This window comes from Opitutus sp. ER46, from assembly GCF_003054705.1.
GTDB lineage: Bacteria > Verrucomicrobiota > Verrucomicrobiia > Opitutales > Opitutaceae > ER46.
In genome coordinates, this window is record NZ_QAYX01000014.1 from 36611 (window position 1) to 62512 (window position 25902).

Genomic DNA, 25902 nt, shown 5'->3' on the forward strand with positions numbered 1-25902 from the left:
TGTCGCGGCTCTAGGTCGGGAATCCTTGCCGGCTGGCAGCAGTGCTTCGGCCCAGCCAACCTCAGCTCGTCACAGCGTGCTTGCCGGCCAGATAACGCTCGATGCCGGCGGCGGCCTTGCGTCCGTCGCGGACGGCGTGGACGACGAGGCTTGGTCCGCGCACCGAGTCGCCCCCGGCAAACACGCCGGGCACGCTCGTCATCTGGTTGTCATCGATGACGATGCCGCCCCAGTCGTTGGTGGCGACCGCGGCGAAATCGCTGCCGGCGGGGAAGGGAACGGGGTCGAAGCCGTAGGCGACGATCACGACGTCGGCGTCGACCGTGAAATCGGATCCCGGCACGGGCCGCGGTTTACGACGGCCGCTGGCGTCGGGCGCGCCGAGTTCCATGCGCGTGCAGCGGACGGAGCCCACAGCGCCGGCACCGTTCTCAAAGATCCCGAGTGGGTTGGTGAGAAAATCGAAACGGGCGCCCTCTTCGACCGCGTTATGGTACTCCTTGCGGCTGCCCGGCATGTTGGCGAGGTCACGGCGGTAGATGCAGACCGCGGCGCTGGCGCCGGCACGCAGGGACGTGCGCAGGCAGTCCATGGCAGTATCGCCGCCGCCGAGGACTGCGACGCGCTTACCGGCTACGTCGATCGGTGGAAAGTCGGCGGCGGCCGCAGGCACGTTTTTCTGGATCAGGAAAGGCAGGGCGGGGATCACGCCCGGGAGGTCGCCGCCGGGGACGTCGGCCAGCTTCGGCTGCTGGGCGCCGAAACCCAGGAAGATGGCGTCGAAGCGCTTCTGCAGGTCGGCGAGCGAGACATCGCGCCCGACTTGGACGCCCATTTCGAAGACGACGCCATTGCGCTGGAGGAGTTCGATGCGGCGGGCGACGACGTGCTTCTCGAGCTTGAAGGACGGGATGCCGTTCACCAGCAACCCGCCGGGGATGCGCATGGACTCGAAAACCGTCACGGCGAAACCCCGCCGGGCGAGTTCGTCGGCGCACGAGATGCCGCCGGGGCCGGAACCGATGATAGCGGCGCGGAGACCGTTGGGGGGCGCGGAGATAACCGGTACGCCGCCGTGGTGGAACGCGTACTCGTTGATGAAGCGCTCGACGGCGCCGATGGAGATGGGTTCGGTCTTGCTGTTGACGATGCACGCGCCCTCGCAGAGCCGCTCCTGGGGGCACACCCGGGAGCAAATTTCGGGCATGTTGCTGGTGGCGCGGGAAACCTCGGCCGCCTCGAGAAATCGGCCTTGGGCCGTGAGCGCCATCCAATCGGGAATGCGGTTGGCGAGGGGACAGCCGATCCGGCAGAGGGGCTCGGGACACTGGATGCAGCGCGCGGCCTGGGCGCGGACCGTCGCCTCGTCGTACGCCGTGTAGATTTCGTCATAGTCGCGGACGCGCTCGCGGGCCGACCGTTTCGGGGGGGCGGATCGGCCGATGAGTGACCACGCATACTTCTCGGTCGAAGGCGTGAGGGTCGGAGGCATGGCGGGGGGAGCCGTGAGCGTTTCGGGGCGGTGCGGGTACTATGCGCTGGAACCGCAGGAGGGACTCGGCGGTTCTTGCGTTTCGATGGTCACTCCTTGGCAGCGGGGTGGCGCGGACCGGCGATATTTTTCAAGACGCCCCTTGCATTGCCGGCGGCGGGGCTACCTTTGGGGCGAGTCAAAACCCGTCAGCCGGAGGATCCGAAAATGCCTGCGAAAAAACTGAAGGACTTCCTGGAAAGCCGCGGGGCGAAATACGTCAGCATCCAGCACTCGCCCGCGTTCACCGCCTCGGAAATCGCCGCCTCGGCCCACGTCACGGGTCGCGATTTCGCGAAGACCGTCGTCGTCAAGATGGGAGACGACCTTGCGATGGTCGTGCTGCCGGCGAACCGGAAGATCATGCTTTCGGAGCTGCGCGACATGATCGACGAGGACATCGATCTCGCCACCGAGGACGAGTTCCAGGAGCGCTTCCCAGATTGCGAACTCGGGGCGATGCCGCCCTTCGGCAACCTGTATGGCCTTCCCGTCTACGTGGAGCGGAGCCTGGCCGATGAGCAGGAGATCGCGTTCAGTGCCGGGACGCATCACGAGATCATCCTGATGGCGTTCGACGACTACGCCGATCTCGTGCAGCCGACGGTGATGGAGTTCGCGACGGCTTAGGGCGCCCTGGCGGCGACCGAGGCAGTGTTGCTGGAGCGGGCGCGTGTGCCTGGTCACGGCGCCCGCGAGGGCTGACGCGTGTTTTCGTCGGCGGGCGGCGGAGTAAAGGCTTGGCGCGGGCGAAGGTCGCTGGGAGAACGAGCCGCAATCATGAGTGACGTCCCACAATCCTTTGCGTGCATCATGGCCGGCGGCAGTGGCGAGCGCTTCTGGCCGATGAGTCGGGCGCGGCGGCCGAAGCACCTGTTGAAGCTGTTCACGGACCGGACCCTGCTCGAGGAGACGGTACGGCGGATCGAGGCGGCGGTGCCGCGGAGCAATATTTTCGTGCTGACGAATGAGCTGCAGGCGGCGGCCACGCGCGAGGCCTTGCGGGACCTCCTGCCGGCGGAGCAGATCGTGGCGGAGCCGGCGAAGCGCGACACTGCGCCGGCCGCGGCGCTGGCGACGGCGCTCGTGCGGGCGCGGGGCGGCGAGAACGCGGCGCTGGCGCTGTTGCCGGCCGACGCGTTCATCGCCGATGCGGCGGCGTTTGGCCGCCAGCTCGCGGTGGCGCTGCCGCGGGCGGCGCGCACCGGGGCGATTCTGACGATCGGGATCAAGCCTGACCACGCGGCGACGGGTTTCGGGTATTTGGAACTTGGAGACGAGGTGACGGGGGGCCCAGGCGGCGTGGTGCGCGCGGTGCGGCGCTTCGTGGAGAAGCCGGACGCGGCGACCGCGCAGCGGTACCTCGAGTCGGGCCAGTTTGTCTGGAATGCCGGCATGTTCTTCTGGCGCGTGGGCACGTTCCTGGCGGAGGCGGATCGGAGCGCGCCGGAGCTCGCGGCGTTCGTGCGGGAATTTCCGACGGAGCGGGCGGGGGCGGCGGCGTTTCTTGCGGCGCGCTTCCCGGTGCTGCCGAAGATTTCGGTCGACTACGCAATCATGGAGAAGGCGCGAACGGTCGAGACGATGCTGGCCGAGTTTGATTGGGATGACGTGGGCCTTTGGACGGCGCTGCCGAAGCACCTCGCGCGGGACGAGGGCGGCAATGCGACGCGCGGGACGGTGCTGAGCGCGGACGCCAGCGGGAATATCGCGCTGAGCAATGGCCGCATAATCGCGCTGGTCGGCGTGAGCGACCTCGTGGTCGTGGAGACGCCGGACGCGGTACTCGTGTGTCATCGCGATGCGGTGCAGGACATCAAGAAGATCACCGGCCAGCTGCCGAAGGAACTGCTGTAGCCGCGAGGCGGGGCGCGGGGCGAACTGCGCCGGCGAAGAGAGCGCGACGCCTGAAGCGGCGCGCTGAGCGTGCGGCGGTTGCGGAATCGCGTGCGGGTGGCCTTGTACGCTGGGCGTGGCGCCGGACGATCGGTGCGACGGGGAGGGAGGCCCCGATGGAGGGACAAAAAGCCCAGCGTCGCGGGCGACGCTGGGCTGAAGTGATGCGCGGGCGCGAGCCGGCGATTACTCGTCGGAGCCGGAGCGCTCCTTGCGGGCAATCTTGCGGCGGTCGACTTCCTTGAGAACGCGCTTGCGGAGCCGGAGATTCTTGGGCGTCACCTCGACGAACTCGTCGGCGGCGATGTACTCGATGGCGCGTTCGAGGGAGAGCTTGATCGCCGGGGTGAGGCCGGTGGCGACGCCTTCGCCCTGCGAGCGGAAGTTGGTGAGCTTCTTTTCGCGGACGGCGTTGACGGCGATGTCCTCGTTACGGGGATTTTCGCCGACGACCATGCCCTCGTAGACGGCTTCGCCGGGTCCGACGAAGAGCTTGCCGCGCTCCTGGCACATGACCAGGGCGTAGGCGGTGGTCTCGCCAGCGTCCGTAGCCACGAGCGTGCCGGTGAGGCGCGTGAGCACCTCGCCCGCGTACGGGCCGTACTCTTTGAAGAGGTGGCTCAACACACCGCGGCCGCTGGTCATGTTGACGACGTCGATCTCGAGGCCGATGAGGCCGCGGGTGGTGATCGTCGCCTCGATCATCGTCGAGTGCGGGTGCTTCTCCATGTTCGTCATCTGGCCCTTGCGGTTGGCCAGATTCTGCATGACGGCGCCGACGCACTCGTCGGGCACCTCGATCCAGACGGTCTCATACGGCTCGTGGCGCTTCCCGTCGACGGTGCGCTCGATGACGGTCGGGCGGGAGACGAGGAACTCATAACCCTCCCGGCGCATCGTTTCGGCGAGCACGGCAACCTGCATGGCGCCGCGGGCCTTCACGTTGTAGACGCCAGCCTTCTCGGTGTCCTCGATGCTGATGGAGACGTTGGTCTTTAGCTCGCGGAACAGACGCTCCCGCAGCTGACGGGACGTGACGAGCTTGCCCTCTTGGCCGACGAGCGGGCCGTCGTTGACGGCGAACTGCATCTCGAGGGTGGGGGGATCGATCTGGGTGAACGGGAGCGGGTGGCCATTCTCGTCGGCGGTGAGCGTATCGCCGATGTCGATATCCTCGAAGCCGGAGAGCCCGACGATGTTGCCGGCGACGCCGGCGACGGACTCCTGGGTGGAGAGACCGGAGTACTCGAAGACTTTGGTGACCTTGGAACGGATGCGTTTCCCGTCGCGGTTACGGATCGTGAAGACATTGTCGCCGACGTTAACCTTGCCGCCGAGGATTTTGCCGATGGCAATACGGCCAACGTAGTCGCTCCAGTCGATGTTGGAGACGAGCATGTGGAACGGCTCGTTGGGCTTGGCGAAAGGCGGCGGGACGTGGTCGAGGATGGTCTCGAACAGCGGGGTCATGTTCTCCCGCTTGTCGGTGAGATTGTACATCATGTAGCCATCGCGGCCGGAGCCGTAGACGACCGGAGCGTCGAACTGCTCCTCGCTGGCGTTGAGCTCCATGAGCAGCTCGAGGACCTTGTCGTACATCTTGGCCGGCTCGGCGTTGTCACGGTCGATCTTGTTGATGACGATGATGACTTTGAGGCCGTGCTGGAGGGCCTTGCGGAGCACGAAACGCGTCTGGGCCTGCGGGCCGTCGTAGGCGTCGACGACGAGGAGCACGCCGTCGACCATACGGAGCGCGCGCTCGACCTCGCCACCGAAGTCGGCGTGTCCGGGCGTATCCACGATGTTGACGATCTTGTCCTTCCAGTGGACGGACGTGTTCTTGGCTTTGATCGTGATGCCCTTTTCGCGCTCGAGGTCCATGGAGTCCATGGCTCGTTCCTCAACTTGTTGGTTGGCGCGAAACACGCCGCCCTCCTTGAGGAGTTTGTCGACCAAGGTGGTCTTGCCGTGGTCAACGTGCGCGATGATGGCGATATTTCGAATGCTCTGGTTCATGTGTCGGGCGTGCGGAAACGTGGAAAAAGGGGTCCACCGTGCCGTTCGCGCCTGTTGAATGCAACCACGAAGACTTTATCGGCTCAAGTACTTAACAGTTAGGTAAATAGGACTGAGGTGGCCAAGGGCGCGCCGCAGCTGTCGCCCCCGCGCTGCCGTCCGCGTGCTCTCGGTCTTGGCGCAGCACGGCGCATCTTTTCCTCCCGAAAACGCTCCTCTTCGTCTGCTCCCCGGTGCGCCAATACCCCGACTTCATCCAAGGGGACATCTAGGGGGACAGACCCCTTCCTTCGAACGTTCGAACGCGCGGGCCAATTGGGGACAGGCCTCTTCGCGACCCGCGTGGGACAGGCCATTCGCCGCTGCAAGGGGCCTTTTGCGGGGCCTTTTGCGGGACAGACCTTCGCGATTCGCAAACTGTCGATCCAAGGGGACAGACCTCTCGGAGCATCTGGACCAACAGGGGACAGACCTCTCGGAGCATCTGGACCAACAGGGGACAGACCTCTCGGACCTGGGCGGAGTATCTCGTACGGTATTCGGGAGAATTGGAGACATGCCTTTCGCGATTCACGGCATACACATGGGCCTTTCGGCTTCGTTACCTTCTGCTGCCGAACAAGGGACAGGCCTCGATGGCGCGGTTGGCACGCAGCAACTTGGCGGAGGCAGGGGACAGACCTCATGCTCGCGCGCGATCGGCTGCCATGTCGCAACGAAAGAGCCGCAGCCTGGCGACTGCGGCTCGTGCGAGAAAGATCAGGGCTTAGCGCAGGAATTTGCGCTCGCCGAACCAGTATTCGAGGTCCCGATCCCAGGGCGGCGCGGGTCTGTTGGGTCGGCCGAGCCCGAGGCCGTGCGGGCCTTTTTCATAGATGTGGAAGGAGAACGGTACCTTGTTGCGACGCAGCGCGGCGACGAAGAGCAGCGAGTTCTCGATCGGCACGGTGCCATCCTCTTCAGTGCTCCATAGGAAACACGGAGGCGTCTGGGCAGTGACGTTGTTCTCGGCCGACATCTTCGCGATCAGCTCGGGCGATGGGTTGTCCCCAAGGAGATTCGTCCGCGAGCCACGGTGGGTGTACTCGCCCATGGTAATGACCGGATAACAGAGAATGCCCAGGTCGGGACGCGAACTCTCGCGGTCGACGGGATCGACTGCGTCGGATTTGCCCGCATCGAACTGCGTGACGAGGGTGGCCGCGAGGTGGCCGCCGGCTGAGGAACCGATAACGCCGATGCGCGCGGGATCGAGTCCGTCGCGCTTCGCGAAGGAACGGACGAGCCGGAGTCCACGAGCGGCGTCCTGCAGCATCACGGGATGATGGTAGCCGTTCTTTCCCAGGCGGTACTTGAGCACGTAGGCGGCAACGCCGTGTTTGACGAACCACTCGGCGTAGCCCTTCCCTTCATGGTCGGCGAGATGGGCATAACCGCCGCCAGGGAGAATAAGGATGGAGGCGCCGTTGCGATTGCCCACCGCCGGCAGGTACACGGTGAGGGTGGGGATGTCTTCTGGTTTCTGCCCGAGGGCGCCTGGGGCGTCGCCGTCCCAGAGGCGGATGATGGGCGCGGCGGGCGTTTCGGTCGTTGCCGGCTCGTCGCCGCGGGCGATGCCGGAAATGCAGAGGAGCGCGATCGACGACGACAGAACCGCCGGTATCGCGCGGAGCGCTGAGGTAAACGGAGGCATGATGGGGAACTCTGGGCCGAACGCGCCGTGCCCGGCAAGGCTTCGCCGCGTGTTCACGGGCGCGCGAGGCGTAAGACAGCACGCATCTGGCCCCGTCGCCGCGGGAACCGATGCACGAAAACAAAAAGGCTCCGGAAGTTTTGAGGCTTCCGGAGCCAATTTGTGGGGGTGGGCGTTCGCCACGCGCTCTTTCCCGGCGGCACACGCTTGGGCGCTCTCGCTTTCGCGGGCGGTGTGCTTCCCGACGCCACTCTCCGCGGCATGCGGATGTCTCGGTCTCATGGCGGGACCGTCCTGACCGTTGCCGGTCGGGATCTTTCGAGTGAGGCCTCTTTGCCCGGTTCGGACGCTTCCTGCCGGAAGCGGCGCGCCGGACCAGGTGCAGATTCGCCTGCAGCATACATTGCGCACCGGCACCTCGGACCGCGAGGACGGCACCGGCTTTTGACCGATCGTTGGCCTCGCGTTACGGGTCTGACCTCTTACCTCTCAGGTTGCTTTTCGTTTCTGCAGTAGGGCGATCTCGCTTTACGAGCCCGCCCCGGTGAGGAGGTTTCACGGACTTTGCCAGATCCGCTCGCTCCCCGCTGTCGTGATTCCTTTGCGCGTCCCACCCGCGCGGCGGATGAGACCTTGTGGCGGGGTTGGCCCGCCTGGAATCGCGACTGCGTTCTGATCAACACAGTAGCAACCCAAACCCTCTGGGGTAACTGCGTCAGCGCACGGGTCGAAACGCCCCGTGGGCCTGACTCGGCTCGGACGCGGTTTCTAATCACGCCTCGCCGCACAGTTCCTGTTCGTGTGTGAGCTGACCGGACACGACTCCGGCCAGAGGAACTGGTGATATATGCCTCGCCTCACGCAGATGCATGATGAGGGGAAGGTGGCACCAGCTGCCACCTGCCTTTCCCCGGTTGCCCGGGATTATCCCAGCCGTGCTCGCGGCGTTCATTTCAGACCGCCGTGCTGCGACTGTTCTATCAAGGAACGGGAGTGAGAGTGTGTGTAACCCTATGGAAATGAAGCTCTTCTTTTGCACAAGTTCCTCACCGGCTGTGATGGTGAACAACCTGTGAACAGAGATACTCACTGGTTGCTCACATGCCAGCCAGGGATCGGCGCCACCGGTGAGCTGCCAATTGCTTATAAGTTGCTGGCGAGGTCCGCACGGTGCGCCCCTATGGTGTGCGTACCCGGAGATTGGAGACGGCGCGGTCTGAGCACGAATGCGTGCATTTGGCGAGAGTGTGATGTGCTGAATGAAAAGTAAAAAAAGAGTGGTAAAGAGAAAGAAAATAGACGTTAAAACGTCATGGCTCGAAACCGGATCAAAGTCTCGGCGCGGCAGCAGGGAGCGATCTATCACCTGATGAGTCGGTCTGTGAATGGGGAGCTCAGGCTGGAGGAGGAGGGGCAGGAGCACCTGCGGCAACTGGTGTGGCAGATGGCGGAGTTTACGGGGATTCGGATCATCGCGTATGCGATCATGGACAACCATTACCATGTGGTGGTTTTCGTGCCGCAGTGGGAGCCGTTGTCGGACGCGGAGCTGCTCCGCCGTCACGAGTGCCTTTATCCGCATCCCACGAAGCTGCAGGTGGCGAAGCTGGCGGAGATCAAGGCGCAGCTGCCGGGCAACGGGCCGAAGGCGGTGGCGTGGCGCGCGGCGCTGCAGCGGCAAATGAACGACGTCTCCTCGTTCATGAAGCTGATCAAGGAGCGCTTTGCGATGCGGTACAACCGGCAGCACGAGCGTTTTGGCCCGGTGTGGTGTGGACGCTTCAAGAGCGTCCTGGTGGAGGACAAACCGCACCTGCTGCAGATTCTGGGACTGTATGTGGATTTGAACCCGGTGCGCGCCGGGATCGTGGAGGATCCGAAGGACTATCGCTTCTGCGGGTACGCCGAAGCGGTGGCGGGAGGAAAGAAGGCGCAGGAGGGCATCCGCTTTCTGGTGGGCGGCGAGACCTGGGAGGAGACGCACAGCGCATACCGAAGACTGCTGTTTGCGACTGGAGGAACGGACCGACCGGGGAAGGCATCGATTCCCGCGGAGCGGGTGAGGGCGGCGCTCGCAAGCGGCGGCACGCTGCCGCTCGCCGTGGTGCTACGGTGTCGGATCCGCTACTTGAGCGACCGGGCGGTGCTGGGGAGCAGAGCTTTCGTCGAATCGCACCTGGCGGCCTACCGCCAACGCACCGGTGCGGGAAAGCGCATGGTGCCGCGGTGCCTGCCGGCCGTTACGAAGTGGGGCGATGTTGCTGGCCTGCGCGGTTCACGCTCACCTCTGTTCGGTTAAAGCAACGGTATCCGCCGGCATCGCGATCATCACTGCTCAGCGGCGCGTCCTGAGCGAATGCGGGCCTGTCTACTGCGTAGGGCGATCTCGGGCCACCTATTGCACGCCCTCTGCAGGTGCGGCAGTGAAATCTGCGTCAGAATGCGTGGAGGACGTGCCGCCGACTAGGAATCGGCGGTAATCGACTGCTACATTAACCTCGAGCTGCGCGACCGGCACGAGACGTCTGTCCCCTAATTACCCGCTGACGAGACAGAGAGGTCTGTCCCCTGTTTGGCGTGGTGCGGACGAAGTGTGTGGGGTCTGTCCCCGAACACTGCCTATGAGGTCGGACGTTGATTGAGATCGGGGGTCTGTCCCCTGATGCCGGGAAATGATCTGGACGCGGAGGCGGAATGTTGGGTGGGCGATGGAAGATGGCTGACGTTAAGGTCTGTCCCCTGATTTGGGTGGCGTGGGTGCTTGTCGGGGCGGGGCGGAGGCGGCATGAACGGAGCGTGCGACTCCTTTCTCTGCTTTTGGTCGGGGGGCTATTGGCCGGATGTGCCACCGGACCCGAGCGGACGGTTGCCCCTGCGCTTGCGGCTTCGGTCAATGGGGCTCCGCTCGACACCGCCGACCGATTGGTGGCTGAGAACCGCTACGCCGAGGCGGTTCCGTACTTTGAGGAGTACCTGCGCTTGAACCCCGGCCAAGGCGATGTCGTGGCGCGCTTGGCGAGTGCCCTCTACATGCAGGGTCTGGCTGACTCTGCACCCGCCCGCACGCGGTCGCTCAACCGCCGCGCCCGCGAACTCGCCGAGCAAGCGGAGAAACTCGGCACTACAAACCCGATGTCGGCCCTCCTCCTCGCAAATATCCGGCCCGACGGCGGTGTGGTCCCCATGCAGAAGGGCGTCCTGTCCGCCCTTCCCGAAGTCGAGGCGCTGCTGCATCAGGGCGAATCAGCGTTCGGACGGCGGGACCTGGCCAAGGCGCTCGACTGCTATCAGCGGGCATTTGCACGCGAGCCGACCAACTACGTGGCCGCTCTCTGGACAGGGGATGTCTACTTCAATCGCGGTGAGTACGAACCTGCGTGTTCGTGGTTTCGCAAGGCTGCCGCGATTGCGCCAGATCGCGAAACGGCGCACCGCTATCTCGGCGACGCGCTCTTCCGGCTCGGACGTGGCGAGGATGCGTATCAGGAATGGATCACGGCCGTGGTCTGCGACCCCTATTTGAAGCAAACACGACAGCACTTCACCGCCGAGCTGCGCAGGTCCGCCGAGTCGCGCGGCTACACCATTCCCCGGTTCCCCGCCATGGAGAGCACGCTTGCGGGCGCGGAGATCAAACTGGCCGCCCCCGACGACGATCTCGTACTCACGGGCTATAATCTCGCGGCGATCACCTGGCGCGCTACCGAGTTTGATCAGCAGTTCCCCGGCGAAAAGGGGCCGCGCCGTACACTTTCCGAGGAAATCTCTGCAATCCAGACGATCCTCGAGGTCGCGGAATCCGCGGCCAAGGACGCCGATGCCGCCGCGGCCATCAAGAAGTGGGAGCCGGTGCTCTCTGGCCTCCAGCGGCTGAAATGCGAAGGACTCCTCGAAGCGTATGTGCTGCTCGAGCGAGCCGATCGCGACCTCGTCAACGATTACCCTGGCTACGCGGCGCAACACCGGGACGCCATAGAGCGGTATGTTCGCCAATACTGGTGCGGATTGTCCGCCGCGCCGGCTGCCTCCCAGGTAACGCAGTAACGGCGGCGTCACGCACCCGGCTTGGCCGCCTTTCGCGCCCGGCGTCGCACCTCGCGCTAATCAGGTCGCCTTGGAATCTGACGCTGGCCTGCGCCACGCGCGCACCGCCGGCCATGCAAAGAGCATCGCGAGGCCCCAGAGCAGCCACCACCAAGGCGCGATTTCCGCCCATTGCGCCTGCAGCGAGTTCATGCGCAGCATGCCCTGCATCCCCGCCGTGAACGGCACCAAGCGCGCCAACCACGTCAATGCCGCCGGCATCGACTCCACCGGCCAGCTCATGCCGGCGAGAAACAGGAAAGGAATTGAGGTGATGAGAAAGAGATGGATCGACGTCTCGCGCCGCGCGCAACAGCCGCTCAGCGCAAACGCAAACAACACGCACGCGAGAACGTACGGGCACAGGAACAGCCCCAACTGGCCCACGTGCCCTCGCGTCGGTAGATCGTAGATCCACGCGGCCAGGCCGAGATGGAAGACCGCGTGCAGCAGGTACAACGTCGTGAAGGCAGTAACCGCTCCCGCCACCGCCGCGCCGGTCGCAGCGGGTCCGCCGCCGGTCTGCTCGTGATTTGAGCCGCGCACCAACCCCACGCCCAAGAGCAGCGTTTGCTGCAGGATGAGCAGAAAGACACCGGGAATCAGGTAGGCTTTATAGCCCTCGCGCGTGTTGCCGACGGGATGCGCGCGCAGCGTAACGGGCAGCGCCGCCGCTCGCGCCTGGTCCAGGTTCTTACCGCCGGCTGCCAACTGCCGAATTTTCGTGCCTGCATTGAGGGTCGCGGTCACTTCGCCGAATCCTGTCAGCACCTGCTTCAACTGCAGGAAATAGGTCGCATCGCCGCCGAACGCGACCGTGGCTTCGCGGCCTCGCAACACGTCAGCCCGGAATTTCGCTGGCACGACAAGATAGCCCCGTACCCGTCCGGCGGTTACGGCCGCCTCGGCCGATGCGATCGAATCGAGGTGCTCCGCCACGCGCAGCGTCTCATGCGCGTCGGTGTAACGCACCAGCTGCCGGCTGAGGCTGCTCTGGTCGAGGTCGACGACCGCCACGGGCACTCCGCGCACGAGCTCGCGGAGGTAGGGCAGAGGGTAAAACAGCGAGTACAGGATTGGCGCCACCACCAGGAGCAATCGTGCGCCTGCATCGGTCAGGATGCGCCGCCAGGTGTCGGACCAGCCATCCAGAAAGGTCCTCATCGATGCCCCCAGTCCGCCGGGTTGCGCGCGCGCCGCGGCAACAGCGCGAAGGCGAGGATCGTGCCGGCAAGCACGTACGCCAGCAGCGCGAACAGCCCCGGCAGCGACGACGCGACGGATGCTCCGCGGGCCGTCTGCTCCACCTGGAGCTGCAGGTACGAGGTCAGCGGCAGAAACCGGCCCCACGCCCAGGCCGGCCCCGGCATCGCATCGAGCGGGAAGGTGATGCCGGCGAACGCCAGCGCCGGTGCGGTGAAAAAGGCCGCGGCGCCGCTTGCCAGCCGGTAGTTCGAGGTCACCAGCACGAATGTGGCCCCGAGCGCATAGTACGCGGCGATCATGGCGACAAGCGCCAGCGCCAGCAGTGCGCCGTTGCCGCGAATCGGCCAGCCCACGACGCCGTGCCAGAACGCGAGCATGCCGAGCCCGAGCGACAGGTGCAGCCCGAATGGCACCGCGAGCTTGCCCGCGAGCGCCAGCCCGCGGCTGCCGCCCGCACTGGCCAACCAGTCGGGCGCCGTCCCATCCCGCAACTCCCGCCCGATCGCCCGCACCGCGGCCATCATCGCCGCGATGTGCAGCACGGTGACGCCTAGGGCGGTGACGAGAAACGGGCCATAATTCATCTGGGGATTGAACAGCATGGTGCGCTGCATCCCGATCGGGTTGAGTCGCAGCAAGGCGATCTCGCGGGTCTCGCCGCGCGCCAGTCGCCCCTTGGCCTCCACGCTTGTGGCAAACCCCGTGACGGCCGCCTGGAGGTCACGCGCGACGGTGCTCGAGGCGGTAAGAAACTGCGCGTTGTACCAAGCCGGGACGTCCGCGGCCCGCCCTTGCTTGAGATCGCGGGCCAGATCCCGCGGTACTTGAACCACCGCGTAAACGTCGCCGCGCCTCAGCGCCGCCCAACCGTCCTGGGGAGTCACCGGCCGCGCCACGACCCGCAGGCCCGGCGTCGCGTCGAGCCAGCGCACGAGTTGCCGCGACGTTGCGGTCGCATCCTGGTCGATCACGGCAATCGGGAGGTCGGTGATGACGCTGCGCGCGAAAATCGCCGCGAGAATGACCACACCCGCCAGCGGCAGCCACAACAGGCCCGCCTGCTCGGCCGGTTGGAGCAGCACCGGCCACTCGCGCCGCAGGCAGCGCCAGAATCCCGGAGCAGGCGTGTCGGCCGCTGCCATGTCAGCGTTTCCAGGGTACGATTACGCTCATCCCAGGCCGGAGCCCGGGCGTCGGGGTGACCGGACGCGCGCGGACTTCGAAGGTCTTGAGGTCAAATCCGGCCGAGGTGCTGGTCGCCCGCCACGTCGCGAACGCGCCGAGCGCCGCCAGGTAGTCGACCTTGAACGTGACCTCGTGATTTCCGAGCGCGGGGACCCGCCCCGTAAGTTCCGTGCCGATACCGATCCCGGCGAGGAGGTCTTCGCGAATCTGGAACACCACCCAGCTGTCGTTCAGGTCCACGAGACTCAACACCGGGAACCCGGCGGGCGCGATCTCGCCGGCATCGAGCAGAAGGCTGGAGACCTCGCCGGCGCGCGGCGCCTTGAGCTGCGTTTCGGCCAGGTAAGCCTCCACCTCGGACACCGCGCCGCCCGCCTGGGCGGCCACGCCGGCGGCGGCCGCGCGGTCCTCCTCGCGCGCGCCGGCGAGCGCCATCTCGTGCATCGCCTTCGCGCTGGCCGCCGCCGCGCGCGCCGCCTTGGCCTGGGCCTCGGCCTCGTCGCGGCGCTGCCTTGGGACGACGCCGTCGCGGAAGAGGCGGTCGACCCGGCCGAGCGTGCTGTCCGCGAGTTCCGCGGCGGCTTGGGCACGGTGCCATTGCTGCTCGGCGGCGCGAATCTCCTCCTGGCGGGCTCCGGTGTCCGCCTTGCGCCGCTGGGCGCCGGCGACGTCCTGTGCCCCTCTGGCCTGGACGAGCTTGGCGAGGAGTTCGGGGCTCTCGAGGGTGAAGAGGAGCGCGCCCGCCTCGACTTTCTGCCCGAGTTTCACCTCGAGCGTGGCGACGCGGCCGGGAACCTTGGCGGCGACGTCGATCTCGGTGGCTTCGATTTCGCCTTCGAGCAGGAGCGGCTTGGGGCGGAACGACAGCCAGAGTCCGCCGGCGAGCAGGCCAACGACCAGGACGACGGCGACGCCGCCGGCGGCAGAGGAACGGGTGAGTTTCATGGGACGATTTTCTGTTCGGCAGCGGCCTCGTAGCTGAGGAAGCGCGACGACTGGCCCGACGCCTCGAGGAGGGCGGCGAGGGCGACGACAAAGTCGTTGGCCGCCGCGGCGCGCTCGGTCTCCACGCGGGCAAGCGCCAGTTGGGCGTCGACGACCTCGAGCGAAGTTGCCTGGCCCTCGCGAAAGGCGGCCTGGCGTACGCGCAGGTTTTCGCGGGCGAGCGTGAGCGCCTCGTGGAGCGATTCGAACTGCTCCTGCGCGCTCACCACCTCCCGATGGGATTTCTCCACGAGGGTCTGCACGCTGCGCCGCGTGTCGTCCTGCAGGAGGCTGGCCCGGCGCTCCTGGGCGCGCGCGGCGCGCACCCGGCTGAGCCGATCGGAACGATCCCACAGGGGGAGCCGCACGCCGACGCCCGTGGCCCAGTCCGGTTCGAGGACGGTGAGATCGCCGCGGTTCAGTTCCTTGACGCCGAACCAGTAGACTTCGGGCTGCAGGCGGCCGCGTTCGGCGCGGACGCCTTCCGCCGCCTGCGCGCGCTTGGCCGCGATTGCGTCGAGGACCGGCTGGTGGGCGGCCGCGGCGGAGACGAAGCTGGCGGCGCTCTCCAGCGGTGACGTGATCACGAACAGCGGCGACTCGGGGAGCGGCGGTTGTTCGTCCGCGAGGAGACCGGCCAGGGCGATGCCCGCAATTTCCACGAGACGGTCGGCCTTCTGTTTCTCGCGGCGGGCCTCGGCGCGTGCGACGTCGGCGTGGAGCCGTTCGGCACGGTTGACGAACCCCTCCGCCTCGAGCCGCGTCGCCTGGCGGAGGTGTTCCTCGACGCCGGCGAGGACGGTGACCCGAGTGGCCTGGACGACGCGCGCGAGCTGCAACCCGTAGTAGCGGCGGACGAGTTCGGTGAACAACGCGTTTTCCGTCTGGCGCCAGGCGGCCTCGCTTTCTGCCACGCCGGCCTCACCCGCGCGGCGGGCGGCCTGGATGCGACCACCAGTGTAGAGCGGCCACATCGCGGTGACCTGCCCTTTGAAGAACTGGTTGTTCTGCACCGGCGTCGCAAAGGACGGCACGGTGGCGGGCGATATGCTGGGGTGGAGCTTCAGCATGGCTGAGCGAATCGGATCGAGATCGAGGACGATCGGCTCGTCGATCCAGGTCTGGGTGAGCGCGAGATCGATTTGGGGCTGCAGCAGGCTGCGCGTGGCGGTCTGCTCGTGGCCGCGGCGCTCGCGTTCAGCACGGGCCGCCTGCAGGGCCGGGTTCCTCTGCTGGAGCTGGCGCCAGGCTTCAGCGAACGGGAGCGGTGCCGCCGTTACGGCCGAGACCACGAGGGCCACCGTGGCGGCCAGCAGCACGCGAGGAAGATGAGCGAGCTTCGAAGGGGTCATGGGCGCAGCCGGGCAATCCGGCGGCAGGATCATGTCGGGCTGAGGCAAGGCGCGCAATCGCGGCGCAGCCCAATTCACTGGCGCGAATACGGCAAATTGGTCGCCCTAACGGGACGCTGCGGGGCGGTGGCGGCGCGGCGAAGTTTCACCTTCACCCGCCATCGCCGCGTACCTTTGACTCCCCAGCTTTCCCTTTCCTTTTCCTCCGATCCACGGTCCCTTCCTGCCATGCCTGTCTCGCCGCGAGAGCTGCCCATCTACGAACTCGAGTCTGCCGTCATCGCCTCGCTGCGGGCGCAGGGGCGGCTGATCGTGCAGGCGCCGACCGGCTCGGGCAAGTCGACGCAAATTCCGCAGATGCTGTGGCGGCACGGGCTTCTGGGGGAACAGGGCCAGGTGGTGGTGCTGCAGCCGCGACGGCTCGCGGCGCGGTTGTTGGCGAAGCGCGTGGCGGAGGAGGCGAGCACGCGTCTGGGCGAGGGCGTCGGGTATCAGATCCGGCTCGAGTCGCGCATCAGCGAACGCACGCGCATCCGATTCGTCACGGAGGGAATCCTGCTGCGGCAAATGTCGTTCAATGCGGCGCTGCCGGGCGTGAGTGCGATCGTGTTCGACGAATTTCATGAGCGGCATCTGTACGGCGACATCTCGCTGGCGCGGGCGCTGCAGATCCAGCAGACGATCCGGCCCGACCTTAAGCTGGTGGTGATGTCGGCCACGCTCGATGCGGGCGCGTTGCGGACGTACCTGGCGCCGTGCGACGTGCTGGTGTCGCAGGGGCGGAGCTACCCGGTGCAGATCGAGTATCTGCCGAAGACGGTGAATTTCGACCAGGAGCCGGTGTGGGAGGCGGCGGCGCGGGAATGCGAGCGGGTGGCCGCAGCGAATGGCGGCGACATGCTGGTGTTCATGCCGGGCGCGTATGAGATCAACCGGACGGTGCAGGCGGTGCAGGGATCGCGGGCGCTGCGGGACTTCGTCGTCTTCCCGTTGCATGGCGAGTTACCGCCGGAGCAGCAGGATCGCGCGGTGGCGCCGTACGATGCGCGGAAGATCATCGTCTCCACCAACGTCGCGGAGACCTCGCTCACGATCGAAGGGGTGACCACGGTGATCGACAGCGGGCTGGCACGCATGGCGCGGTTCGATCCGCACCGCGGAATCAACACGCTGCTGATCGAGAAGATCTCGGCGGCGAGTGCGGATCAGCGGGCCGGGCGCGCGGGGCGCACGGCTCCGGGGCGGTGCGTGCGGCTGTGGACCGAGCGCGAGCACGGCCACCGCGCGCTGCAGGAATTGCCGGAGGTGAAGCGGCTCGACCTGGCGGAGGTGGTGCTGACGCTGAAGGCGAGCGGCATCGACGATGTCGTGAGTTTCCCCTGGCTGGAGAAGCCGGACCCAAAGGCGCTGGAGCGGGCGGAGATGCTGCTCGCGGACTTGGGCGCGATTGCCGACGTCGGAGCAGGGGGCGGCCCGCGGCGGATTACCGAGGTTGGGCGCAAGATGCTGCGTTTCCCGGTGCACCCGCGTTACGCGCGGATGTTCCTCGCGGCGCAGGAGCGCGGGTGCGTGCGGCCGGTGGCCCTGATGGCGGCGCTCACGCAGGGCCGGAGCTTTCTGCTGCGCGGGGTCGACAAGCGGATCGAGGAGGCGCGGGAGGATACGTTGGGGGAGGAGCACGAGAGCGACTTTTTCCTGCTGATGCGCGCGTGGCGGTTCGCGCACGAGGCGGGCTACTCCCTCGACGCGTGTCGCCGGCTGGGCATCCACGCGCAGGGCGCGCGGCAGGTTGGGCCGTTGTTCGCGCAGTTCCTGGAGATCGCGGAAGCGGAAGGGCTCGATGTGAGCGAACGGCGGATCGACGGGGCGGAGGTGCGAAAGTGCGTGCTCGCGGGGTTTTCGGACCAGCTGGCGCGGCGGCTCGACGTGGGGACGTTGCGCTGCGAGTTGGTGCATGCGCGGCGCGGAGTGCTGGCGCGGGAGAGCTGCATCCAGAAGGCACCGCTGTTTGTGGCGGCTGAGATCAGTGAGATCGAAGGGCGGGGGGGCGAGGTGAACGTGTTGCTTTCACTGGCGACGGCGGTCGAAGAGCCGTGGCTGCAGGAGATTTTTGCCGGCGACTTCAGCGACGTGCGCAACGTGATCTACGACGAGCAGCAGAAGCGGGTCGTCAGTCGACGGGAGCGCCGATTCCGGGACTTGGTGCTGGAGGCGAAGACGAGCCACGAAGACGTGCCGCTGGACGCCGCGGCCGCGCTGTTGACGAAGGAAGTCGTGGCGGGACGTCTGAAGCTCGAAGCGTGGGACGAGGCGGTGGAGCAGTGGATCACGCGCGTGAATCGGTTGGCCGAGTGGTTCCCTGAGTTGGAGGTGAACCCGATCACCGACCCGGACCGCGCGACGCTGATTGAGCAGGTGTGCTATGGCGAACTCGGCTACCGCGACATCAAGGACAAGCCCGTGATGCCGGTGCTGCGCGACTGGCTGACGGCGGAGCAGTTGGCGGTGATTGATGATTTTCTGCCCGAGCGGCTGGTGATGGGCAACGGCCGGAAGGCGCGGGTGACCTACCACAAGGAAGGGCCGCCGGTGCTAAGCGCGCGGATTCAGGAGCTTTACGGGATCGAGGGTCGGTTCGCGGTGGGGCATGGTCGGGTGCTGGTGAAGATCGAGGTTCTTGCCCCGAACCAGCGCCCGCTCCAGGTGACCGATGACCTGACGAACTTCTGGCGACAAGTGTACCCCAAGATCAAACCCGAACTCTCGCGGCGGTACCCACGGCACGAGTGGCGGTAAGGAGGGCTGGTTGGTTTCGCTGCGGCCCAAGCCGGCGCCCTAAAGAGGCCTGTCCCCTGTTCGATCTGTTTCTGATGAGCACAGGTGGCAAATCAGGGGACAGGCCTGTTTTGCGCGCCGCTAGAAGGGGACACTAGAAGGGGACAGGCCCGTGTTACGACGTGCGGCGCAAGGGGCTCTGGGAATTTGAAAGGCCTGTCCCCTAATCGAGCCGCTGAGGCCTGTCTTGGAGGCGGAGATCGCAAGAGGTCTGTCCCCAGAGGTCCCCGAGGCCCTGCCCGGGACCGGGCTGACAAGGCGCGGCACGGAACCCATGTAATGGTATGTGGCTTATTGGCAGTGGCCTGTGAAGATAGGGGACAGACCTCTGATCGTCGGCAGCGACGGCAATCCTGTTTCGAACGAGGTCTGTCCCCTGTGCTACGGCAGGGATGTCAGGGGCCTGTCCCCTATTTGGGGGCTGAGGCCTGTCCCGAGAGGCGGAACCAAAGAGGTCTGTCCCCTTTGCTTTGGCAGCTGAGGCCTGTCTTGGAGGCGGAGATCGCAAGAGGTCTGTCCCCAGAGGTTCCCGAGGCCCTGCCCCGGACCGGGCTAATAGGGCGCGGCACGGAACCCAGGTAATGGTATGTGGCTTATTGGCAGTGGCCTGTGAAGATAGGGGACAGACCTCTGATTTTCGGCAGCGACGGCAATCCTGTTTCGAACGAGGTCTGTCCCCTGTGCTACGGCAGGGATGTCAGGGGCCTGTCCCCTATTTGGAGGCTGAGGCCTGTCCCGAGAGGCGGAACCAAAGAGGTCTGTCCCCTTTGCTTTGGCAGGATGGGAGTGGTCTGTCCCCTCATCAGGGGCGCTCCGAAAGGGGTCTGTCCCCAGAGGCCCCGGAGGGTCTTGCGGCGGAGGAGCTGGGGGCGGCAGATGATGTCTGTCCCCTCAGAGACTCGGGTTATCGGCTTGGCCCCTCAACGAGGGGCTAGTTGATGAGGGGGCTGTGCCCCAAGGCCGGGCGTTTGGGCGGAAGGCCCGTCGCGACGGCGTGGTCAGCGGTATTGGACCCAGAGGAGGCGGGCGAGGGTGGCGGCGGCCATGACCATGAAGATGGGGCGGACAAAGCGGGCGCCGCGGGTCACCACCAGGCCGGCGCCGATGCGGCCGCCGAGAATCTGGCCGGCGGCCATGGCAAGGCCCGCACCGTAGTGCACCTGGCCGGCAGCCGCGAACAGCGCGAGCGAGGCGACGTTGCTCGTCGCGTTCATCACCTTGGTCGTGGCGGTGGCGCGGCCAAAGTTTTGGCCGAGCAAAAGCACGAGCGCGATCGCCCAGAACGAGCCCACGCCGGGACCGAAAAAGCCGTCATAGAACCCGAGCCCGAGTCCGAAACACACGAAGAACGCAGCGCGGCCCAGCCGCGGGGGATGCTCCTTCAGCCCGGCCGCCGGGCGGAAAATCGTGTAGAGCAGGATGACCGCGAGCATCCATGGTACCATCGCGCCCAGCAGCCCGGAATCGATCTGCTGCACGGCGAACGCCCCCAGCAACGCACCCGCCAGCGTCATCGCAATGCCCAGTCGGCACTCCGCGAGGTCCACCGCCTTCTGCTGCACGAAATGGCGCGTTGCGGAGACGCTACCGAAGCTCGACTGAAACTTGTTCGTCCCAAGCACGAGCGGCACCGGCAACCCAAGATTGAGGAGCGCCGGCACCGTGATCAGGCCACCGCCGCCCGCGATGGCGTCCACCGTCCCCGCGATCAGCGCGACGAGGAACAGGACGGGATAATGCCAGAGTTCGAGAGCGGGCATGGCGAGCCGGTCACCCCAGCAGAAGGCGACGGCCCGTCAAGGCCCGCGCGTCACTTGCCGGAGACGGGCGCTCCGGCCTGGCGCGCGTAGAACTCCTGCAACACGCCGAACGCCTGCTTGCGGGTGCCGTTCTCACCGATGAGGCCCTTGCGGTTCCAGCCGTCCTGCACGTGCGGCAGCAGCCGGCGCGGGGACCGGAAATCCGCCAGGATCCACGGCGTGCAGCCACGCCACTGCGGGATCTTTTCCAGCATCGCGAGCGTGCGGCGGTACAGATCCGCCTGATACTCCTCGCTGAACCGCGTCAGCATGTCGCCATGGAGGCCCTGCAGCGCGTCGGCGCCAAATTCGCTGATGAAGACCGGCTTGTTGTATTTGATGCTCCAATGCACGCGATCGAGCTTCGCGGGCAGGCCGTCGTACCAGCCGATATACTGGTTGAACGCGAGGATATCGGTGTATTCGCCAAACGGATCGTCCACGACCTTCAGGTCGGGATCGGCCCTGGTGCGGTCGTTGTGCACCTCCATGGCGGCGGACACGAGGCGCGTGCCGTCGAGCCCGCGCGCGGTGTCGACGAGGGTCTTCAGGAAACGCGTGCGAGGCTCGCTCACGGGCGTTTCATTGGCCACGGACCAGACGATGACGCTGGCGCGGTTCTGGTCGCGGACGATCAGGTCGGTGAGCTGGGTGCGCGCGTTCTGCAACGTCTCCGGGTTCTCCCACTGGATGGTCCAGTAAACCGGCACCTCCTCCCAGGCGAGGAGCCCAAGCTCGTCGGCGGTGCGCGCCATGAACTCGTTGTGGGGATAGTGGGCCAGTCGGACGAAATTGCAGTTGAGCTCCTTGGCCCAGCCGAGCAGCAGGCGCGCATCCTCGCGCGAATAGGCGCGGCCACCGCGCATGGGATTCTCCTCGTGGATGCAGATGCCGCGCAGGAAGAGAGGCTGGCCGTTGAGGAAGAGGTCGGGCCCGCGCACCTCGATGGTGCGAAAACCAATGCGGTCCGTCGTCCGGTCCGTCTCCGCCGTCAGCGTGACCGGGTACAGGTGCGGGTGCTCCGGCGACCACAAGGCGAGGCCGGTCGCGGGCAGCGTGACCTGGCCAGCGCCCTTTGCGTCGGTCTGGATCTCCGCGGCGAACTGGTCGCCGATCGCGACGCGCACCTTCTGCTGGCGGCGCGGGCCGTCGAGCTGGACGCGCGCCTCGATCCGGTCGATGACGCCTTTCGGCAACTGGACGCGGAAATCGGCAATGTAGGTCGCGGGCGTCTCCACGAGCAGGACGTCGCGGGTGAGACCGCCGTAGTTCCACCAGTCGGTGTTCACCGTCGGCACGGCCTCAAGGTAGCGGCGGTTGTCGACGCGGACGACGAGCGAGTTGCCGGTCGCCTGCACGAGGCCGGTGACCTCATAGGAGAAGGGCGTGAAGCCCCCGAGGTGGGTGCCGAGCTTGCGGCCGTTCAGGTAGACATCGGCGCGATAGTTGGCGGCGCCGAAGTACACGAACACGCGGGAGTCGGGCGTGGTGCGGGTGAAGTCGAACTTCCGGCGGTACCAGACCGTGCCCTCGTAGTAGAGGTATGGGTCGGCCTGGGAATTCCAGTCCCCGGGGACGGTGAGCGTCGGGCTGGTGTCGAAGTTGTATTCGAGGAGCTGCGACTTGTCGGCCGGCTGCTGGTCGAGGAAGTAGCCGGAGGTGGGCTTGGCCGCGGCGTCGAGCGGCTGGCGGCGGTAGTCGTAGTAACCCGTTTCATACGGGTCGATGATCACGTGCCACTTGCCGTTCAGGCTGACGGACGGGCGCGCGTAGACGTTGGCGAGGGCGGGGTCGGCGCGGAGCAGCGGGGCGGCGCCAAGAAGGGCGAGGAACGCCAGGGGGCGAAGGGCGCGGAGCAGCATGATCGCGCAATCTGGGCTGAAGCCGGAACGCGCGGAAGCGGAAAGATCAGGAAAGTATTCGCGTCAGCGGAAGTCGTGCGAGGCGAGCGTGGGGAGGTTCGCCTCGGGCAGTGGGGCGATGGCCTCGGCGCGGATGTGGATCACGCCGGACTCATGCTGGAGCCGGCCGCTGATGCGCAGGGCGGGCTCCTGGGTGATGACGAGCCGGTTCTGCTCGAAGACTTGCGGCAGGACGACGGCGTTGGCGATGCCGGTTTCGTCCTCGAGGCTGATGAAGACGAAGCCCTTGGCGGTCCCCGGGCGCTGGCGGCAGATGACGGCACCCCCGATGGTGACGCGTTCACCGTCGCGACCGAGGAGCAGGTCGGAGGCACGCCACAGCTCCGGCAGTCGGGGACGGGCGAGCGCCATGGGATGGGTGCCTACGGTGAGCGACAGGCCGGCGAAATCGGCGTGCAGTCGTTCGGGCAACGACATCGGCGGGAGCGGCGAAGCCGCACCGGCCCCGCCGCCTGCGAACGAGGCATTTGCCCCGGCCGCGCCGGCCAACTCGGCGTCGGGCTCGTCGTCGACCGCGTACTTGAAGAGCGCCTCGTGTTCGGACCAGGCGGCCTCGACCTGCCACAAGGCGGCGCGGCGGTGGGGGGCAAAGGTGTTGAGGGCGCCGACAGCGGCGAGCGCGCGGCGCTCGGGCGGAGCGAAAGGCGAGCGCCGCAGAAAATCGCCGAGCGAGTGAAACGCACGTTCGCGGCGGGCGGCAAGCATGGCCTCGACGGAGGCGGCGCGGAGTCCCTTCACGTAGCGCAGCCCGAGCCGGATGGTGGCAGGGTCGTCCACGGTGCAGTTCCAGTCGGAGGCGGTGACGCAGACCGGCCGGATCTTTAGCCCGTGGCGGCGGGCGTCCTGCAGGATCGTGGCGGGCGCGTAGAAGCCCATGGGCTGGTTGTTGAGCAGGCTCGCGGTGAACTCGGCGGGATGGTGGAGCTTCAACCAGGTGCTGGCGTAGGCGAGCAGGGCGAAGCTGATGGCGTGGGACTCGGGGAAGCCGTAGGCGGCGAACGAGAGGGCGGACTCGCTGACCCGGCGGACGACGTTCTCGTTGTGGCCGGCCGCCCGCAGGGCGGCGCAGAGCTTGGCCAGCGCGCGATCGAGCCGTTCGGGGTGGCGCGTGAAGCCCATGGCGCGGCGAAGCTCCTCGGCTTCGCTGCCATTGAAGTGAGCGAGCTTCATCGAGAGCTCGAGCATCTGCTCCTGAAACAGAATGACGCCGCTGGTGCGCTTGAGGATGGGCTTCACGATCGCGGCGACGCTCGGATCGATCCAGTCCGGCTGTTCCTCGCGGCGGCGGCGGCGGATGAGCGGATGGGCAAGGTTGCCGACGATCGGGCCGGGGCGGACGATCGCAACCTGCATGGCGACGTCGTAGAATGTCCGCGGCTGGAAGCGCGGCAGCGTGGCCATCTGGGCGCGGCTCTCGATCTGGAACACGCCGATGGTGTCGGCGGCGCGCATGGCCCGGTATACGGCGCGGTCGTTCTGCGGAATCTGATACAGCTCGAGCGGGTGTTCGCGCTGCGCGCACAGGGCAAAGGTGTCCTGGAGGACGGCCATCATGCCCAGCCCGAGAAAGTCGACCTTCACAATGCCGAGGTCCTCGCAGTCGTCCTTGTCCCACTGGCAGACGATGCGGCCGGGCATGGAGGCGTTTTCGAGGGGGACGACCGAGGACAACTGGCCCTGGCAGATGACCATGCCGCCGGAGTGCTGGCCGAGATGGCGCGGCAGCCCGTGGACCTTCCCATAGAGGGAGGCGAGGGCTTCGGCGCGCGGGTGCTGGGTGGCGATGCCGGCCAGGCCGAGCTGCTGCTTGAGCTCGAGGGTCTCCGGAAAATCGCCGTTGGCGTAGAGGCTGGAAAATCGGTCGAGGGCATCGTCGCCGAAGCCGAGGACCTTGCCGAGTTCGCGGATGGTGCTGCGGCCACGGTAGGTGATGACGTTGGCGGTCATCGAGGCGCCGCGCGGGGCATAGCGCTGGTAGATCTCCTGGATCACGCGCTCGCGCAGGTCGCCGCTCGGGAGGTCGAGATCGATGTCGGGCCACGAAGGATGGCCGTCGGCGCCGACGCGCCCCTCGCTGAGGAAGCGCTCGAAGAGGAGGCGGCACTTGATGGGATCGACGGCGGTGACGCGCAGCGCGTAGCAGACGAGGCTGTTGGCGGCGCTGCCCCGGCCCTGGACGAGGATGTGCTGCTCGCGGCAGAACCGGCAGATATCCCAGACGATGAGAAAGTAGCCGCTGAACCCGAGCTTGGTGATGAGCGCGAGTTCCTTCTCGAGCTGGCGGCGGATGCGCGGCGTGATCCGGCTGTAGCGCTCGCGGCAGCCGGCGTAGGCGCATTCGCGGAGGAAGCTCGGCATGGTGTGGCCGGGTGGCACGGGGTATTCAGGAAACCGGTACCCGAGATCGCGGAGGCTGAAGGTGACGCGCTCGGCGAGCCGGCTGGTGTTGGCGAGCGCCTCCGGCAGGTCGGGGAAGAGCGCCGCCATCTCCGCGGCGGATTTCACCTGTCGGTTGTCGTTGCGCGAAAGCCGGCAGCCGGCGGCGTCGAGGGTGGTGTGGTGGCGCAGGCAGGTGAAGACGTCGGCGACCGGGCGGGCCGAGCGCGTGGCGTAGGTCACGCCGCCGGTGGCGAGCAAGGGCAGCCGCCGGGCGGCGGCGAGGTCGCGCAGGAAACGCAGCTCGCGTTCCTCGCCCCGCACCCGGTGCCGCTGTACTTCCAGGAACAGCCGGTCGGGCCCGAAGATCGTGAGGAGCGGGTCGAGGGCAGCGGAGGCGGCGGCGGCGCCCTGCGTGCGCCACGCGCGGCGGACGGGGCCCTCCTCGTCGCCAGTGAGGGCGATCAGGCCGTCGGAGAAACGTGCGAGTTCATCCCACGTGGCGAAGCAAGGCCGTTTCCGTTCGGCAGGGGTGGGGCCGCTGTCGGGCGTGGGCGCGTGGCCCGGGCGCGGCGTGAGCTTGGCCTCGGTGATGAGCTGGCAGAGGTTCTGATAACCGCGCGGGGTGGCGGCGAGGAGCGGGACGACGGCGCCGTCGAGCAAGGTGATCTCGGCGCCGACGAGCGCGCGCAGGCCGTTTTCCCGGGCGGGGCCAAAGAGGCGGGGCGCGCCGTAGACGCCGTCGCGGTCGAGGAGCGCGAGGGCGGGGAGCTGCTGCGCCGCGGCGGCCTTCGCGAGGTCCTCGGGATTCGAGGCGCCGCGAAGGAAGCTGAAGGCGCTGCGGGCATGCAGTTCGACGTACGACATGGGCGGCCGCCATGGGGCGACGTGTACAGGTGTACACGTCGCCCGGCTCAGGGCAACCCGCCGTTTAAAACCGGGGGCGGCGAGGGAAGGAAACCTGTAATTTAATCACCCATTGCCCAAGCACTTGTCGGAATAGTATCCGGACAAATTCCGTGTC

15 protein-coding genes are annotated in these 25902 nt (G+C 66.8%); 5 read left to right on the forward strand and 10 right to left on the reverse strand.

Translation table 11 applies throughout. The features are described 5' to 3' along the window. Positions 1-61: 61 nt before the first annotated feature. Positions 62-1492 carry an NAD(P)-dependent oxidoreductase gene (locus DB354_RS01330; RefSeq protein WP_107833630.1) on the reverse strand — a complete coding sequence of 477 codons (1431 nt, stop codon included), beginning with the start codon at positions 1490-1492 and terminating at the stop codon, positions 62-64. A 207-nt stretch (positions 1493-1699) separates the two neighbouring features. On the opposite strand from DB354_RS01330, the gene DB354_RS01335 reads away from it, so the two are divergent. Both DB354_RS01335 and DB354_RS01340 read left to right on the forward strand, forming a co-directional pair. After that, the gene (locus DB354_RS01335; RefSeq protein WP_107833631.1) at positions 1700-2161 is read left to right on the forward strand and encodes a YbaK/EbsC family protein; all 462 of its coding nucleotides are present in this window, start codon (positions 1700-1702) and stop codon (positions 2159-2161) included. Between the two features lie 150 nt (positions 2162-2311). After that, the gene (locus DB354_RS01340) at positions 2312-3388 is read left to right on the forward strand and encodes a sugar phosphate nucleotidyltransferase (protein ID WP_107833632.1); all 1077 of its coding nucleotides are present in this window, start codon (positions 2312-2314) and stop codon (positions 3386-3388) included. Between the two features lie 225 nt (positions 3389-3613). Here the strand turns inward: DB354_RS01340 and typA are convergent, their stop codons facing one another. Continuing rightward, positions 3614-5443: a translational GTPase TypA gene (gene typA, locus DB354_RS01345; protein ID WP_107833633.1), complete on the reverse strand. Its 1830-nt coding sequence runs from the start codon at positions 5441-5443 to the stop codon at positions 3614-3616. A gap of 766 nt (positions 5444-6209) precedes the next feature. After that, a complete protein-coding gene (locus DB354_RS01350; RefSeq protein ID WP_107833634.1) occupies positions 6210-7136 on the reverse strand; it encodes an alpha/beta hydrolase in 927 nt (308 codons plus the stop codon). A gap of 1312 nt (positions 7137-8448) precedes the next feature. Between DB354_RS01350 and DB354_RS01355 the strand changes: the two genes are divergently transcribed. Together DB354_RS01355 and DB354_RS01360 are read left to right on the forward strand one after the other, a co-directional pair. After that, complete coding sequence (locus DB354_RS01355; RefSeq protein WP_107833635.1) at positions 8449-9435, forward strand: transposase; 987 nt, start codon at positions 8449-8451, stop codon at positions 9433-9435. 416 nt (positions 9436-9851) lie between these two features. Beyond that, positions 9852-11180, forward strand: a complete 1329-nt coding sequence (locus tag DB354_RS01360; protein WP_255420633.1) for a tetratricopeptide repeat protein — start codon at positions 9852-9854, stop codon at positions 11178-11180. 60 nt (positions 11181-11240) lie between these two features. Here the strand turns inward: DB354_RS01360 and DB354_RS01365 are convergent, their stop codons facing one another. Genes DB354_RS01365 through DB354_RS01380 form a run of 4 tightly spaced genes read right to left on the reverse strand, consistent with a single transcriptional unit; the run spans position 11241 to position 15946 of the window. After that, the gene (locus DB354_RS01365) at positions 11241-12383 is read right to left on the reverse strand and encodes an ABC transporter permease (RefSeq protein ID WP_107833637.1); all 1143 of its coding nucleotides are present in this window, start codon (positions 12381-12383) and stop codon (positions 11241-11243) included. Then, on the reverse strand, positions 12380-13567 hold the full coding sequence (locus tag DB354_RS01370) for an ABC transporter permease (RefSeq protein WP_107833638.1): 1188 nt from the start codon (positions 13565-13567) through the stop codon (positions 12380-12382). The genes DB354_RS01365 and DB354_RS01370 overlap by 4 nt, the downstream gene beginning before the upstream one ends. Position 13568: 1 nt before the next feature. Next, positions 13569-14555 carry an efflux RND transporter periplasmic adaptor subunit gene (locus DB354_RS01375; protein ID WP_107833639.1) on the reverse strand — a complete coding sequence of 329 codons (987 nt, stop codon included), beginning with the start codon at positions 14553-14555 and terminating at the stop codon, positions 13569-13571. Beyond that, positions 14552-15946: a TolC family protein gene (locus DB354_RS01380; protein WP_158277311.1), complete on the reverse strand. Its 1395-nt coding sequence runs from the start codon at positions 15944-15946 to the stop codon at positions 14552-14554. Before DB354_RS01380 ends, DB354_RS01375 begins: the two co-directional genes overlap by 4 nt. Before the next feature lie 228 nt (positions 15947-16174). Here DB354_RS01380 and hrpB point away from each other — a divergent pair, with 228 nt between their 5' ends. Further along, positions 16175-18742, forward strand: a complete 2568-nt coding sequence (gene hrpB / locus DB354_RS01385) for an ATP-dependent helicase HrpB (protein ID WP_107833641.1) — start codon at positions 16175-16177, stop codon at positions 18740-18742. A gap of 1037 nt (positions 18743-19779) precedes the next feature. Here the strand turns inward: hrpB and DB354_RS01390 are convergent. The 3 genes from DB354_RS01390 to DB354_RS01400 all read right to left on the reverse strand — a co-directional run bounded on the left by DB354_RS01390 (position 19780) and on the right by DB354_RS01400 (position 25745). Beyond that, positions 19780-20541, reverse strand: a complete 762-nt coding sequence (locus tag DB354_RS01390) for a TSUP family transporter (RefSeq protein ID WP_107833642.1) — start codon at positions 20539-20541, stop codon at positions 19780-19782. A gap of 50 nt (positions 20542-20591) precedes the next feature. Further along, complete coding sequence (locus tag DB354_RS01395) at positions 20592-22442, reverse strand: glycoside hydrolase family 2 TIM barrel-domain containing protein (protein ID WP_107833643.1); 1851 nt, start codon at positions 22440-22442, stop codon at positions 20592-20594. A gap of 63 nt (positions 22443-22505) precedes the next feature. After that, positions 22506-25745 (reverse strand): error-prone DNA polymerase, encoded by a 3240-nt coding sequence (locus tag DB354_RS01400; protein WP_107833644.1) that lies wholly within the window; start codon positions 25743-25745, stop codon positions 22506-22508. Positions 25746-25902 lie beyond the last annotated feature (157 nt).